General features: G+C 41.9%; 13 protein-coding genes. 9 read left to right on the top strand and 4 right to left on the bottom strand.

The window, feature by feature from the left end; translation table 11 throughout:
* Positions 1–44 precede the first annotated feature (44 nt).
* The 6 genes from FAZ19_RS00685 to FAZ19_RS00710 all read left to right on the top strand — a co-directional run bounded on the left by FAZ19_RS00685 (position 45) and on the right by FAZ19_RS00710 (position 9405).
* Positions 45–800, top strand: coding sequence for a hypothetical protein (locus FAZ19_RS00685; protein ID WP_136818682.1), 756 nt, complete (start codon positions 45–47; stop codon positions 798–800).
* A 133-nt stretch (positions 801–933) separates the two neighbouring features.
* A complete protein-coding gene (locus FAZ19_RS00690) occupies positions 934–2106 on the top strand; it encodes a Gfo/Idh/MocA family protein (RefSeq protein ID WP_136818683.1) in 1173 nt (390 codons plus the stop codon).
* Complete coding sequence (gene miaA, locus FAZ19_RS00695; protein ID WP_136818684.1) at positions 2103–3005, top strand: tRNA (adenosine(37)-N6)-dimethylallyltransferase MiaA; 903 nt, start codon at positions 2103–2105, stop codon at positions 3003–3005. Before FAZ19_RS00690 ends, miaA begins: the two co-directional genes overlap by 4 nt.
* A 618-nt stretch (positions 3006–3623) precedes the next feature.
* Positions 3624–6929 carry a SusC/RagA family TonB-linked outer membrane protein gene (locus FAZ19_RS00700; protein ID WP_211245405.1) on the top strand — a complete coding sequence of 1102 codons (3306 nt, stop codon included), beginning with the start codon at positions 3624–3626 and terminating at the stop codon, positions 6927–6929.
* A 19-nt stretch (positions 6930–6948) separates the two neighbouring features.
* Positions 6949–8961, top strand: coding sequence for a RagB/SusD family nutrient uptake outer membrane protein (locus FAZ19_RS00705; protein ID WP_136818685.1), 2013 nt, complete (start codon positions 6949–6951; stop codon positions 8959–8961).
* A gap of 216 nt (positions 8962–9177) precedes the next feature.
* Positions 9178–9405, top strand: a complete 228-nt coding sequence (locus FAZ19_RS00710; RefSeq protein ID WP_136818686.1) for a hypothetical protein — start codon at positions 9178–9180, stop codon at positions 9403–9405.
* Between the two features lie 103 nt (positions 9406–9508).
* Here the strand turns inward: FAZ19_RS00710 and FAZ19_RS00715 are convergent, their stop codons facing one another.
* The 4 genes from FAZ19_RS00715 to FAZ19_RS00730 are packed head-to-tail and all read right to left on the bottom strand — an operon-like array spanning position 9509 to position 12318.
* The gene (locus FAZ19_RS00715) at positions 9509–10459 is read right to left on the bottom strand and encodes a DUF5777 family beta-barrel protein (RefSeq protein ID WP_136818687.1); all 951 of its coding nucleotides are present in this window, start codon (positions 10457–10459) and stop codon (positions 9509–9511) included.
* A 22-nt stretch (positions 10460–10481) separates the two neighbouring features.
* Positions 10482–11030: a YceI family protein gene (locus tag FAZ19_RS00720; RefSeq protein WP_211245406.1), complete on the bottom strand. Its 549-nt coding sequence runs from the start codon at positions 11028–11030 to the stop codon at positions 10482–10484.
* 10 nt (positions 11031–11040) lie between these two features.
* The gene (locus FAZ19_RS00725) at positions 11041–11451 is read right to left on the bottom strand and encodes a c-type cytochrome (RefSeq protein ID WP_136818688.1); all 411 of its coding nucleotides are present in this window, start codon (positions 11449–11451) and stop codon (positions 11041–11043) included.
* Positions 11452–11472: 21 nt separating this feature from the next.
* Positions 11473–12318, bottom strand: coding sequence for a hypothetical protein (locus FAZ19_RS00730; RefSeq protein WP_211245407.1), 846 nt, complete (start codon positions 12316–12318; stop codon positions 11473–11475).
* A gap of 147 nt (positions 12319–12465) precedes the next feature.
* Between FAZ19_RS00730 and FAZ19_RS00735 the strand changes: the two genes are divergently transcribed.
* The 3 genes from FAZ19_RS00735 (at position 12466) to FAZ19_RS00745 (ending at position 14697) form a co-directional block, all read left to right on the top strand.
* Positions 12466–13050: an RNA polymerase sigma factor gene (locus FAZ19_RS00735; RefSeq protein ID WP_229707335.1), complete on the top strand. Its 585-nt coding sequence runs from the start codon at positions 12466–12468 to the stop codon at positions 13048–13050.
* Positions 13050–14252 (top strand): PorT family protein, encoded by a 1203-nt coding sequence (locus tag FAZ19_RS00740; protein ID WP_136818690.1) that lies wholly within the window; start codon positions 13050–13052, stop codon positions 14250–14252. Before FAZ19_RS00735 ends, FAZ19_RS00740 begins: the two co-directional genes overlap by 1 nt.
* Before the next feature lie 247 nt (positions 14253–14499).
* Positions 14500–14697 (top strand): hypothetical protein, encoded by a 198-nt coding sequence (locus FAZ19_RS00745; RefSeq protein ID WP_136818691.1) that lies wholly within the window; start codon positions 14500–14502, stop codon positions 14695–14697.
* Positions 14698–14720 lie beyond the last annotated feature (23 nt).

The following is a 14720-nucleotide window of genomic DNA, read 5'->3' on the forward strand; positions in this document are numbered from 1 at the left end:
ATTTGTGACAAGGTTCTGAACGAATAATTAGTAATTTTACGACCATGAGCGATCACAAGCAGATAGTATTGGAATTTATTCAAAAAATAAGGCAACGAATTCCATTGAATTTTACGGTACTTGTGCGTGAGAAAACAGTTTCTTTGCTATCCGAAAAATTCCATGTAGTTTTCTATCATCCGCAATCCGTACGTTTATCGAATGAGATCATTCGAAGAACCATTCATATCGATTACGATATAGTAATCTCTTCGTCCGAAAAATTATTAGCTCGGTTAGAAAGTATCTTTGGATTTGGGAATCGCATTTATGCGCGGGATACGGTGGTTGCACGGGTTGATAAAAAGGTAGCCCTGGAATTTCAGGAAGAGCATCATCTGCAATTGGCCTTACCAGGAAAATATCGATATGGTCTATATCGTCAAGGGGAACTGGTATCAATAGCCGTATTCAGCGGAGGTAGAAAAATGAATGATACACCGTTGGATTATCGATCTTTTGAATTGCTTCGTTTTTGTCACAAAGGATCCGATATTGTGATTGGTGGATTGTCTAAATTAATAAAGGCTTTTAGGAAAGACTTTAAACCCGGAGACATTATGACGTATGCTGATCTAGACTGGTGTCAAGACTCCACTTTGGAGAAAATCGGGTTTATACCCGTACAAAGAACTCCACCTCAGCTGATTCTTGTAAGAGAAGGTATCCGTGTATTCGGAAAGAATATAGTGGTTAAAGATCAAAAAAACGATTATTGGGTTGAAAATAACGGAAGCCTGAAATTGAAGATGATCTTTTAATTTCTTTATTTTAAGCAATAGCCCGCCAATTTATTGCATTTAAGATCAAATTTGCCTAAGTTTATTTTTCGGTTACGGGCCGAAAGTCTTAGTTAGTAAACCCTGTTTAGAAACAAACAAAAAACACACACATATGACACGAAAACTTCGTATGGGAATGGTAGGCGGAGGAAATGATGCCTTTATCGGTGCGGTACACAGAATTGCCGCTTTTATGGATGGAAAAATTGAACTTGTATGCGGTTCATTTAGTGTAAATCCGACGGTTTCCCTTGAATCGGGTAGAGATTTATTTGTTGCAGAAAATCGTATCTACGCCGACTATAAAACAATGATTGAGCAGGAAGCGCTCTTACCCGAAGGAGAAAGAATGGACTTCCTAACTATTGTGACACCTAATTTTCTGCATTTTGAACCTGCAAAATTGGCGTTAGAGAATGGATTTGATGTTGTGGTCGAAAAACCAATGACCGTATCGTTGGAAGAGGCAAAGCAACTTCAAGATATTACGATTCGGACCGGACGTACTTTATGCCTTACGCATACGTATTCAGGATATCCCATGGTAAAGCAGGCAAAGGCTATGGTAAACGGAGGACATTTCGGAAAAATTCGGAAGATCGTTGTCGAATATCCACAAGGGTGGCTTAGTCGTTTATCGGAACGCGAAGGTAATTCCGGAGCGGCCTGGAGAGCAGATCCAAAACGATCGGGAAAATCTTTGGTAATGGGAGACATTGGCACCCATGCCGCTCATTTAGCGGAGTATGTGTCCGGCTTGCGGATAACTGAATTATGTGCAGATTTAACCACGTTTGTAGAAGGGCGTCAAATGGATGACGACGGTTCTGTCTTACTCCGTTTTGATAACGGCGCTAAAGGTGTTTTGATGGCATCACAGATATCAGCAGGGGAAGAGAATGCGGTTCGCATACGTATATATGGTGAAGAAGGCGGACTCGAGTGGGCCAATGAAGATCCAAACAATTTAATTATAAAGATGTTGGATCAGCCGCGACAGATTTATCGCACGGGTAATGCATATGCTGCACCTTATACCTTAAGTTCCTTTGCCACACACAATACACGGATTCCGGCCGGTCATCCGGAAGGACTATTGGAATCTTTCGCTAATATCTACCGAAATTTTGCATCCACTGTATCTGCAAAAAGAGATGGGCTTGAACCTAAACCAGAGGAGCTGGATTTTCCGAATGTACAGGATGGTGTACGAGGGATGGCCTTCATTGATACGGTAGTAGAAAGCAACAATAGTAACGAAAAATGGACTAAATTTGTGGTGTGATAAACATCCATTCTGTAGTCCATTATCTTCAGACAGAAACCTCTTTTCTGTCTGAAGATTTATTAATTATATTGGGCCCCACAGCCAGTGGAAAAACGAAACTCGCCGTAGCGCTAGCTCAAGTATTTGATGCTGAAATCATCAGTGCCGACTCCCGTCAGGTGTACCGAGGTATGGATATCGGTACGGGTAAAGATCTGCAGGAATACCAAGACATCCCTTATCATCTCATTGATATTTTAGATCCGGGCGAAAAGTACAATGTTAGTTCTTTCCTACAGGATGTTAAAGAAGCGGTCGACGCAATTAGACGAAAAGGAAAGAAGGTTATTGTCTGTGGTGGAACAGGTTTTTACGTGCAGGCCTTATTAACCAGGAGACCCTACATGCATATTCCCGTTAACCCTGATCTTCGATCGAAACGATCTGACTGGTCCAAAGATGAACTCATAGCTCAGATCAAATCCAAAAACATCCCAGAGGAGTATGATATCGACTTTCATTCGCATAAGCGTTTAGTCCGCGCATTGGAGGTGTTATCCTGGCTTGCTGAGAATCCTGGGGAAGAGATAACTTCTATCCCTCTTTACACCGCAACAGTGATCGGACTTAATCCGCCGGTAGAAACGAGGCGAATGCGTATTTCGAAACGTTTAATTGCACGTTTGGACAACGGCATGGTCGACGAAGTGAAAACTTTACTGGCCGGAGGCGTTACACAAGAAGAGTTAGAATATTATGGATTGGAGTATAAGCATATAACGTCCTTCCTGCAAGAAAAAATGAGTTATGCAGATTTTACGCTTAAGTTAGAAACAGAAATTCATCGTTATGCCAAAAGACAGATGACCTATTTTCGAAAGATGGAAAAAGATGGGATAAAGATTCACTGGTTTTAAAAAAAGGTTATCAACCGGGGAGATTGATAACCTTTAACTAACCAATTATTAACCTAAATTATGAGCAACAAAGATAATGTTCCACCTGGAAATAGTCAAGTTTTTAACCTATATTAACGATAATGATACAGTTTGGTTGCGAAAGAAAGAATTCCTCCCAGATGTCAAAAATACTTCATATTTCGTATCCATACGGAGCGTTATACAACATGATCAGCAATTACACTGATTGCATTTAAAGATAGCACGCTCTCGTTTTCTCATTCGCTTCAATTTTGATTCATTTTAGCAAAAAGATGAACAGAATCTACAACCCTCAATGGTTTTCTTGCTTTACTTTTGATTTACAGGTAACAGATTTATAAACAACACTGCAAAATAATTTTCTCGCCAATGCAACACACGCTTAGACAGCGTGAGAAATTCTCTCGGTGGTCAGCCCTTGACTTCGTTGGATAAAGATAGATTGGCGAGAAAAATTAGAGGGGTAATGCGAATCAGTAATATATAGACTTATGGAAAAAAACTGAAAGATTTATTTCTCCCCGACGAATAACTCGATACGGAGGATGATGTGGCAATTAATTAAAAAAGAGAAAAGATTTCAAAATTAGATTTATGATGATAAAGACATCCTTACAACGACCGTGGAAAATGAGCGCGCGCGGTTTAGTTTTAGTATTATGGACCTGCCTTGTGCCGTTCATGGTACTTGGACAGAACAGATCGATAACAGGTACCGTGACCGATGCGCAGACCGGAATGCCTTTGGAGGGAGTTGGAGTGCAGGTTCAAAACGGTTCGGCTGGAACGAGCACGGCCGTCGACGGAACGTTCTCCTTACAGGTACCGGCAAATGCGGTACTGACGATTTCCTTTGTCGGTTATGAGTCCCAGACACTAACCGTAGGGAATGACATTGATCTTCAGATAAAATTGACTGCCGGTATCGAATCCATGGAAGAGGTGGTTGTGGTGGGTTATGGTACCATGCGGAAAAAGGATCTGACTGGTTCGATTATTCAAATCCGTCCGGATCGGATAGCAAACGAAAACCCACGGACCGTTCAGGACATCCTACGCGGCACACCGGGCATTAATGTGGGTTTTAATCCCTCCGCGAAGGGAGGAGGGTCTTTACAGATCCGTGGACAGCGTTCTGTCTATACAGCCAACAATCACAATAGCCCTCTGATTGTCCTTGACGGCATGTTCTTTTACGGAGAGCTATCGGAAATCAATCCAGATGACATCGAGCAGATCGATGTTTTAAAGGATGCTTCAGCTGCCGCTGTATACGGTTCAAAAGCAGCAAATGGCGTAATCATTATTACTACGAAGCGTGGAAAGGTTGGTAAACCTGTGATCAATTTCACGGCCAATATGGGAGCTACTGGACTAAGTAATTTCCGTGAGCGGTGGGATCCTGACGCCTATATGAGGCACCGCCGAGATTGGTTGTTACAGTCTACTTATGGCCTCAACCCTGAAACAGGCGTCTATGGAGCCTATCAATCAGGGTTAGCAAATCAGCCTGAATTCTATACGCGCCCCGATGAGCTGCCGTCCAACGTCTCATTGGACGCTTGGCGGGGGTATACTACTAATAATCCTGAAGAGTCAGATCTAAGCATCTGGGCCACAAGGTTAGGCCTAGGAGGTGGCAATGGTAGTGGTAAAGCACTACAGAACTTCCTCAATGGTAACGTAATAGATTGGAAAAAGCATGCGTTTCGCACGGGCTTCGATCAAGATTATAATACCAGTGTGAGCGGAGCAAGTGAGCGGTCAAACTATTATTTCTCCATGGGTTATTTGAAGAATCAAGGCGCTGTTGTAAGTGATAACTATCGCGCGGTCCGCGCTAATATGAAGTTGAACACGCAAGTAACCGACTGGTTGGAGATTGGTGCAAACGTTAACTTTCAAGATCGTTCGGACGGCAATATTGGCATTGATCTTGGACAAACAATGCAGAATAGCCCTTTTGCTGACTACGCCGATGAAGCCGGTAATCTTCTACAATTCCCTCTGGATGATCAATTTGGCCAACGCGGGTATAATTTCGATTTTCAGCGACAATTTTTAGAATTAGACAAAGGTTTTACGGTATTTAACACCATATTACAAGCCAAAGTTAAGCTGCCTTTTAATATTACGTACTCCTTTAATGCTTCACCGCGTTATCAATTTTTCCACGACCGCTATTTTATGTCGGCCGACCTACCAGGATCCAATCCCATCAATCGAGGAGCCAACCGGGAATCGGCGAAGCGTTTTGATTGGTCTTTGAACAATACGATTACATGGGATCATACCTTTGCAGAGAAGCACCGACTCAATGTAACTCTGGTACAAGAAGCCGAGCAATTGCGGTATTGGAGTGAACGGATTGAAGCACGTAATATCCTGCCCTCCGATGCCTTAGGATTCCATGGTATCGGCTTCGGTGATAAAGAGTACTCTAATTTTTCCAGCAATGATATCAACGAAACTGCCGACGCATTAATGGCACGTTTGTTCTACAATTACGACGACCGCTATATGCTCAACGCTACCATCCGTCGAGATGGCTATTCGGCATTTGCGACGAATGATCCTTACGGTGTTTTTCCTTCATTTGGAGCAGCCTGGGCCTTTAGTAATGAAGGTTTCTTCCAAAAGTGGAGTCACATCATGAACAACGGAAAACTTCGAGTCTCCTACGGTGAAAATGGTAACCGATCATTAGAGCACCCTTATCTTGCTCTGGCAGATTTGAATCGTGGAGGGGGAAAAATGCAGGGATATATCAATTCTTCTTCCGGTCAAATGTTGCAGTACCGCTACTTAATGATGGGGAGATTAGCTAATCCAAACCTAGAGTGGGAAAAAACCGCCTCATGGAATTTTGGTTTAGACTTTGGGTTCCTTAATGATCGTATTTCAGGTTCACTGGAATATTACCATGCACAAACCCATGATATGATTATGAATGAGCGGTTACCTGGATTCTCCGGATTTGCTAGCATCACGACCAATCTTGGACAGGTTAACAATAGCGGTATCGAGCTCGCACTTAACACGCGTAATATCGAAAAAGAAAACTTCCGTTGGTCCACCGGTATTGGATTTTCCTATAATAGAAACCGCATCAAGCACTTGTATTATGACTACGAAGATGTACTGGATGCCGATGGAAACGTGACGGGCCGCAGAGAACTTGATGATGAGAATAATCAATGGTTTATCGGTCAATCCATCAATACCATCTGGAATTATCGGGTAACGGGTATCTGGCAGGTGGATGAAATTGAAGAAGCGGAAAGATATGGACAAAGACCCGGTGATCCTAAAGTAGAGAATAGCTATACAGGAGATGATAGAGTGAATTCCGACGGAACAATTACAGCTGTATACAACAATAGGGATCGACAGTTCTTAGGTGAAGGGGTCGCTCCGTACCACTGGTCATTTCGTAATGAATTTACGTTTTGGAAAGACCTGACCTTTTCTTTCCAAATCTACTCGTTTATGGGACACAAACGAACTTCAGGCAATTACCTAAACAACGATGATTCTGGCGGGAACATGCAACACGGGCTTGCAAATCGACAAGCTAAAGAATACTGGACTCCAGAGAATCCGACCAATAAGTTCGGACGTATACAGGCCACGGGTCCAAGAAACACTGATGCCGCTACACCTCCAAAACTGTATAATGCTTCCTTTATACGGTTGGACAATATTGCGATTGGATATACACTACCGCAGCAATGGACATCCCGATACAATCTTAACCGTGTTAAGGTATTTGGTGCAGTCCGGAATGCTGCAACTTGGGCGCAGGAATGGATTTATGGAGACCCCGAGGTAAACGTGGGTGATTTTCCTGACTCTTGGGCATCCCGGACATTCACTTTTGGGATAAATTTAAATTTATAGACGATAAGAAATCACAGAGATGAAAAAGATAACACAACAACTACGTAGCGTAACGTTAGGATTACTCATAGGCGGAACTTTACTTGGCGGTGGCTGTTCACGGGACTTTTTGACCCCAGATCCCCTTTCGTATTATGAACCCGGAACAACATTCAAGACAAGATCGGGCATAGAGGCGACCATGGCTATATGCGACCGCCACCTTAAACTCTACTGGATGACTGACCACGGTGAAGTTCTTTCATTAGGTACAGAGTACATGTTTTCCGAATTGATGGTAGCTGCCGCGACAGACCAGCTCAATATGATGGCTGATATCGCTACGATGCTCTCACCGACCAGTGATGATGGCAATGCTAACAACATTGGCCGAACAAATAGCCTCTGGTACTTCTGGGACGAAACATACAAGGGCATTAGGAATGCCAATACGATCCTCCATTATGTTGACGACGTGGAAGAGCTTGATGAAGCGACCAAAAATAGGTTCAAAGGACAGGCTTATTTCCACCGCGCATTCCGCTATTTAGCTTTAGTCTTTCAGTACGGAGATGTGCCATTAGTAACCAAACTGTTGGAAGTTTCCAAACAAAACTACCGGAGTACAGAACGTGAAGCGATCCTGCAGATGATTACGGAGAATATGGAATTCGCGGTGGAGTGGGTGCCTAACCAGAGTGAAATCGGATTGATCGGTATGGTGAATAAGGGAGCTTGTCGCATGCTCTTATCTAAGTGCTATCTGGCGATGGGCGAATATGAAAAAGCCAAGGAACAGTTGGATATTCTGATCAATCAGTCAGGTTATTCCTTGTTACAAGGCGATCAATTTGGGACATTCAACGACGGTGGCGAACCCCAAACCTGGCCCATTACACGTAATATAATTTGGGATATGCACCGTGCGGAAAACAAACTTCGCACGGATAACAGAGAATTAATTATGGGGATGCCAAACCGTGGTTCAGATGCCGAATCCTTTGTTCGGATGCTTACCATGCGTGTTCTCTATCCTTTTGTTTTTGACAACAGGGTTCAAGCAAAAGATGGCCGGCAAGCGCTACTCAACATTATCCGTAGTAACGCAGACTATAATCCACAGTACGATTATATGCGGGCATTCGGACGTGGCATCGCCACATTTCGTCCCACACGATTTCAGATGACCGATCTCTGGCGCGTCAATGGAGTAATGGACGAGACGGATTTGCGCCATAGCTCGGAAGCTGGGAACTGGGTCCGTATGGAAGATTACAAAGTCAACAATAAGATATCAACCGAATTTGGTAAGCCGCTCACGCTTTTTAATCCTGATAATGGAGCGTTATTATGCAGCGATACAATCCGCCGCTGGTTTGATGTGCCTCACTACAAACTTTACCTCGATGACCCAATCAATGAAGCGAATCCAAATTCCAACGGGTATCAAGGAGCGACCAACGGCGGTAATGCGGACTGGTACCTGTACCGACTAGCTGAAGCCTATTTACTTCGAGCTGAAGCAAAATTTTATATTAATCCGAGCGATCCTACCATTAAGGATGATCTCAATATCATAAGACAACGTGCGCAATGCTCTGAACTCTACACAGGTACAGTGACCATTGGTGACATCATGAACGAGCGCGCCCGTGAGCTGTATTGGGAAGAATGGCGGAATGTGGAATTAAAACGTGTGTCGCTTTGTCTAGCCCGAAGTGGCAGACCCGACGAATGGGGTAATACCTACAATCTGGATAACTTTGATAAACAAACTGGTACAGATAATGCGGGGGGTAGTTATTGGTTCCAGCGTATCGTAAACTACAGCATGTACAATAAAGGTCCGATCCAGATCAATGCTACAGGCAACAACAATCCGCACTACAGGATGGACAAAAAGAATATGTATTGGCCTATTCCAAATGCAGCGATTACCGCAAATAGAAAGGGTCGACTCGCCCAGAACTATGGCTATGATGGTTATGACCCTAATGTACCCGTATGGGATAACTGGGAAGATGCGGTAGCTGACGAAGAAACAGCTGAGTAAGGCTTATTTTACCTCGCCCCTGTGACTGGGCTGCTACAACATGCAGCTCAGTCACAGGTTTTTTTTTCAGACAGATTTAAATATTAAAACTGAAAGTAATCGTCGTTACCTCGGTGATGGCCTAAGCATCAATTTAGGGCAGGGTTTAATAGTGTGTGATAAGCCGAAACAAATTGTGGTCTAGTATTTGTTTATATAGCGACATAGAAGATGAGTATGAAAATGAGAAAAATTTTAGGGTTTATTCTAGTGTTCGCTATGTTGTTGAGCTTTTCCTCCTGTTACACGCATCGAAATGCGCGTGGACATGTACCTCCGGGGAAAGCAAAGAAGGTCTATGGGGATAAATCCGCAAAGCGATATGCCCCCGGACAACAGAAGAAAAAGACGAAGAAGGGCAGAGGACACCATAAGTATGACGTTTATCTGTACCGAGCGTTGTAAGATAGCAATCAGTCCTCTATACATAAAGGACTGATTACCTCTCTAAATACGTTAATGCTTAGAAAAGGCACTAAATTTTACTAAAAGTAAGTTTTGGAATAAGCTATTTTTCTTTATTTTTAGCGAAAGAGAATCGTCTTGCGATACTAAAACCCCATCTAAATTGCCCTTTGGTCCATGTGCTTGTTGTCTCGGTTATGAATTGTGACTCTTGCACCGCGGTAGCGTTAGTAAAATTTAGATGGAATATATGTCCGCCAGTTTCCAGCTCTAGACCTACACCCAAGGCATTATAGAATTTCTGTTGATTCACCTCTTCTATGTATTGTTTTTTCTCTTGATTTCTGAAGGGCAGAAAATAATCAGCAACGACAGCCATACGCTTACTTATTTTCAAGCGTCCTCCTGCTCCGATGGCAAAAACGCTATTCTGATCTCCAAAAGCTGTATAGTTGCGGTGCGTATAGGTTGGTAGAATAGCAAAGGAAAAAGATGGGCTAAACTTTCGGGCGATGATAAATTGGCTGATATAGGTTAACCGATCCCCGAATCCCCCATAACTGATTGGAGAAACTGGGTCATTTGAAGCTCCTACAGCTGCAGCCGTTGTACTCGCGAAGAAAGCAATACTAATTGGTCTCACATTATCCCGTGTTTGGTCTAGAAAGCGATATTTTACATTCATTTCATAAAGTTGAGTCGCAGCTGTAGCACCTTTTGCCCGTGCTATGCCGACTGTCACATTGTCGAATAAACCGTAATCAAAACCTATACGTATATCTGTCGAATGATCCATCCCAAAGAAATTCTTTACACCCCCTGCTCGACCGGCAAGATCTCCGAAGCGATGGTCTACACGGAAGTCCATTTCATTCTTATGAATGGTTTCGGTAGTCTTTATATTGATCAAATTACCTGATTTAAAGGTTGCCAATATTTTCTCGGAATTATTGGTTTCCAGCTCGATGAGCTTGTCCAGGTCTTCCTGTGCAAACGACAAAAGTGGCATGGTTAGAACAATGGCTGTTACGATTTTCAAATACAATAATTTCATAGTTATGATTGAGGAATTAATATTACTGAGGGTTATAGCTTGCTGATATCTCAATATTTACGACTTCGGCAATGTTTCTACCTACAATAGAGGGTATCTTAATCTTGTGGTCTGCAAGTTTAACGTTAAAGCGGCAGGTCGCAGATAGTATATTGTCTTTGACAATAATCTTAGCCTTAGTTTGATAGAGTTTGGTTACCCCATGGATGAGAAGTGTACCTGACACATCGACTACGTAGGTTCCGTTTTTATTTAACTTTTGTGGTTCCTCAATTTTACCTTTGAATTCAGATAGCGGATACTTATCGCTTTCCATATAATTTTCATTAAAATGCTCCTGCATTAGTTTTTTGTCAAATTCAAACGAGGTATTTCTTACCTTAAAGACAATATCTCCGGTGCTGAGGTTCAAAGCGGAGGCAGCAGTTTTGCTAATAGCTTGTATATCTTCTAAGGGAGCATTGCTAAAGAAAGAAATCTCCGCATGCTTAGCTGTCAGCGTTTTTTGTGCGTAAACCAACATAGGTAGACAACTCGTTAGTAATATGATGTATTTTATCAATTTCCGCATATTTGTTCAATTAGTTTTCGGGTGTATTACGAGTGAACCAGGCCGCGAGTAATTCTCTTTCCTGTGATGTTAATGATCCACCCAAAGGCATGGTGCGATTTTCGAGTACGACGTTTTTTATGGTGGCAGCATTGTTTTTAACGGATGTATATCCGCTGAAAGTCCATTTTCCGCTCGCGGATGCTCCGGCCGCGTGGCATGAGCTGCATTTGCTTTCAAAAAGAGCTCTTGCAAAGTTGATATAACTTACATTTTCTACAGTTACGCTTTCAGGAGACGGTTCTGGATTTGGTTCTGCTGCTTGGTCTTTAGAACAGCTTACTATAGCGGTGATAATCGCAATGATGGATAATACGACGATGTTCGTGCTTGTTAACGGGCGGGTGCGTCTGCATTTGTTTTTTAATTGTACTAATTTCATGTTCATTCTTTTAGTATAAACTTAATTGCTTGGGGCTATGGAGCTGTTTTCGTTTACAATCGGCCATATACCGGGTTGCGGTACGCTTACTCCTTTATTATCTCCAGTTTGGCTGTCCTGACCAAAATAGTAGAGCGGCCATCCTTTGTAGGTAAGCTGTTTTTTACCAAATACGTCTATATTATCTATTAGGTCGTCAGCAATTATCGAAGGTAGTGCTCCGCTTATCATTTGATAAATCGGCCATATAGGATCGTTACTAAAGTCTTCTTTGGTGAATGTGTTTTTATTGAATTTATCTGGAGCAAAGGCATAAAGTGTGCGTCCACGATCGTCTGTAAAGTAAATTGTATTTCCCATTCCTTCAGACAGATCTTCTTTATAATTTTTTCCATTAGCTCCCACCAATTGGCTGTTCACAACCATTAGCATATAGTCTGGTTTTGCTACGAACCAGATTTTTTCTAATCCATCGCCATTGATGGTATTGGCACTATTGTCGCCAGTAAAGTAGTATAACGGCCAACCTTTATAGGTTGTCTGCTTAGATCCGTCGGCTCTGGTAATTTCTCCAATCTCGGCTTTGTCGACTGCCATGTCAGTACTCGTTTCGGCACTATGATATTTAGGCCACGTTGTCAAGCAGCCAGCTGTGCATGTCGAAGTGCCTTTTGCGTCGTTGGAAAAGAAGTATAGAGTTTTTCCCTTCGCATCCGTAAGGACATCCCCGAAAACAGGATCAGCTCGTAGCTGTAAACCCATTGGGTCATTCTTCAATTCGTTTTCGTCATCTGAGCACGAGATAAATGTTGAAAAGGCCATCACTAGTAGCGAGGCATAAACTGGCGTTTTTAAAAAATTAATCATATCTTTCTATGTTGAATGTTGTAACATACAGTACGGAGATGGATTACAAAGGGTTGCCAAGAGGAGAAAAAAAGTTCTAAAAAAAAATTACTAATGCAGGCAACCTTTTGAAGTTACCTTACGTAGGTAGAGTAGAAAGGAGAATTGGTGAAATCCATTACGCAGATTAATTCCATCAAAAATATTATTAAGGGTTGTATAAAGGAAGACCGTAGATCTCAAAAAGAGCTCTATCGTGTTTTCTATGCATTTTCGATAGCTATCTGTACGAGATATGCCAACAATAGAGAAGATGCGGCCAGTATAATGAACGAGGGTTTCTATAAAATCTTTACACAAATCAAGAAATTTGATACCAGTAAACCAATGGAGCCCTGGATTAGAAAAATTATGACCAATACCGCGATAGATTTTTATCGGCACAATCTTAAGTTTGCGTATACATCAGATATAAGCGATTATGAACATCTCGGAGATCGTTACGAGCAGATATATGCCAAATTGCACTATGATGATCTGATACTCATGATTCATGCTCTTAGCCCTTCTTATCGAGCAGTTTTCAACCTTTATGTCATTGAAGGGTATAACCACGACGAGATTGCCGAAATGTTAAATGTTTCTATAGGCACATCAAAATCTAATTTATTTAAAGCGCGCGCCAAACTGGCTGAAATGGTCAAATTAGCGGAATTAGGGACAAATGAAAAAAAAATGAATGTGGAGGAGTAATGGAGAAAAAAAGAAAGAATATTGATGAGTTATTTCAAGAAGGATTGCAGCGTCCATTAATACCCTTTGATGAGATGAATTGGCAAGCGATGGAACAGAAGTTGGAGCGGAAGAGACGTCTACGAAAGACCAGAGTAGTGAGTATATTTGTTGCCATGACTGCAGCCTCAATAGCTGTATTTTTGTTATTGCATATTGACAAACCCGCGCCTATCCGCTCAAATGTTGTGTTAGGCAAACCAGAATATCTTGCGGATACAGCAGTTGTATCCAAGAATGCTAAATTTGAAGACAGGCATAGGATAGATGAAGTCGTCAAGAACAGAGGAAATGTAGGACAAAAAGAGAAGAGTCAAGGGCTTGATAATAAAATCAGACTAATTGCGGCAAGCGAAGGACAGTATTTTGGGCGTGGGGAAATACAGGAGCTAACTTTGGCGTATAGACTTTCAGCAGCTTCATTAGACTTAAAGCTCGCGCCTGCCGCTTCACCGAGAGAAATAAAGATGCAAATCACGGAGGATACACTCTTTGTGTTCGAAGAGCAAGACCAACGATCTATTTCTGCCAAGCAATTGATTAAAGAGAGCCCTTTTAAACAAAAGGGTACATTGAGTGTATTAGCTGCTCCAGATTTGTCTAATGTCCGTGGTGCGGGTCAGTATTCATTGAGTCAAAACGTCGGTCTGCTTTATACCCATTCTTTAAGTAAGAAGATTAGTATTTCGACAGGAATCCTTTATGCGAAGAAAAACTATGAATCTTCATATAGTTTCTATAAACCAAAGTCAATAGCTGAAGGTATTCAGCTTCCTTCTGATGTAGATGCCTCTTGTGATGTGATCGATATCCCCCTATTGGTTAATTTTAATGTAGCAAATCTTAAAAAGACGAAAGTGACCTTGAGCGCCGGTCTTTCAAGTTATTTTATGTTGAGGGAAAATTACCGTTTTTCATATGACGAACAGCCTAGTTATTCTAGTAGTACGTTGTACAATAACTACGAAGTACGCGGGGAGAACAAACACATAATGGGGGTAGCCGACGTTGCAATATCTTTTGATCGTCAGATAAATGATAAAGTCAATATCGGCATAAGACCTTTTGTGAAATTACCTTTGACCGGGATAGGCTATGGACGGACACGTTTAGAATCAAAAGGCGTTGCTATAGCCGTTGGATTGAATATTTTCGGTCGATAATGAATTAAAGTTTTTCTAATCTTTTATTTGAGTAAGGCGCAAGGAAATGTAGGTCTGATGTGCTTCCTTTATACGGATGTTAAAGAGATAAAATTACATAAGTTGTTTTCACTCACTTATATACCGCATTCGCTCGATGAAAGCCACACTCTGCTCATTAGCCTGATATTTTCGGATTTTATGTGTTTGTTTTGATGTAACAAGCCCTATGAAAAGTAATGTAAATAGTGGCAATATACTATTTGTTATGAACACTAAAAGCCTGATTAAGATTGTCCCGATGGTTATACGCATTGGAAGCTATTCATTAAGTTGTACAAAAGGAGGTGTGGCAGTTCCCCGGGACGAACGAAGTGAGTGGGGAGATGGTGGATTTTCCGCTAATGCCATTGTTAATTGGCACGATTACAGGAGTGTAAAAGCGGCATTCCGTGTCGCCGACTAATTTAGTTTGAAAAAATCCCCTTG

This window comes from Sphingobacterium alkalisoli (assembly GCF_005049105.1).
In the GTDB taxonomy this organism is placed as follows: domain Bacteria; phylum Bacteroidota; class Bacteroidia; order Sphingobacteriales; family Sphingobacteriaceae; genus Sphingobacterium; species Sphingobacterium alkalisoli.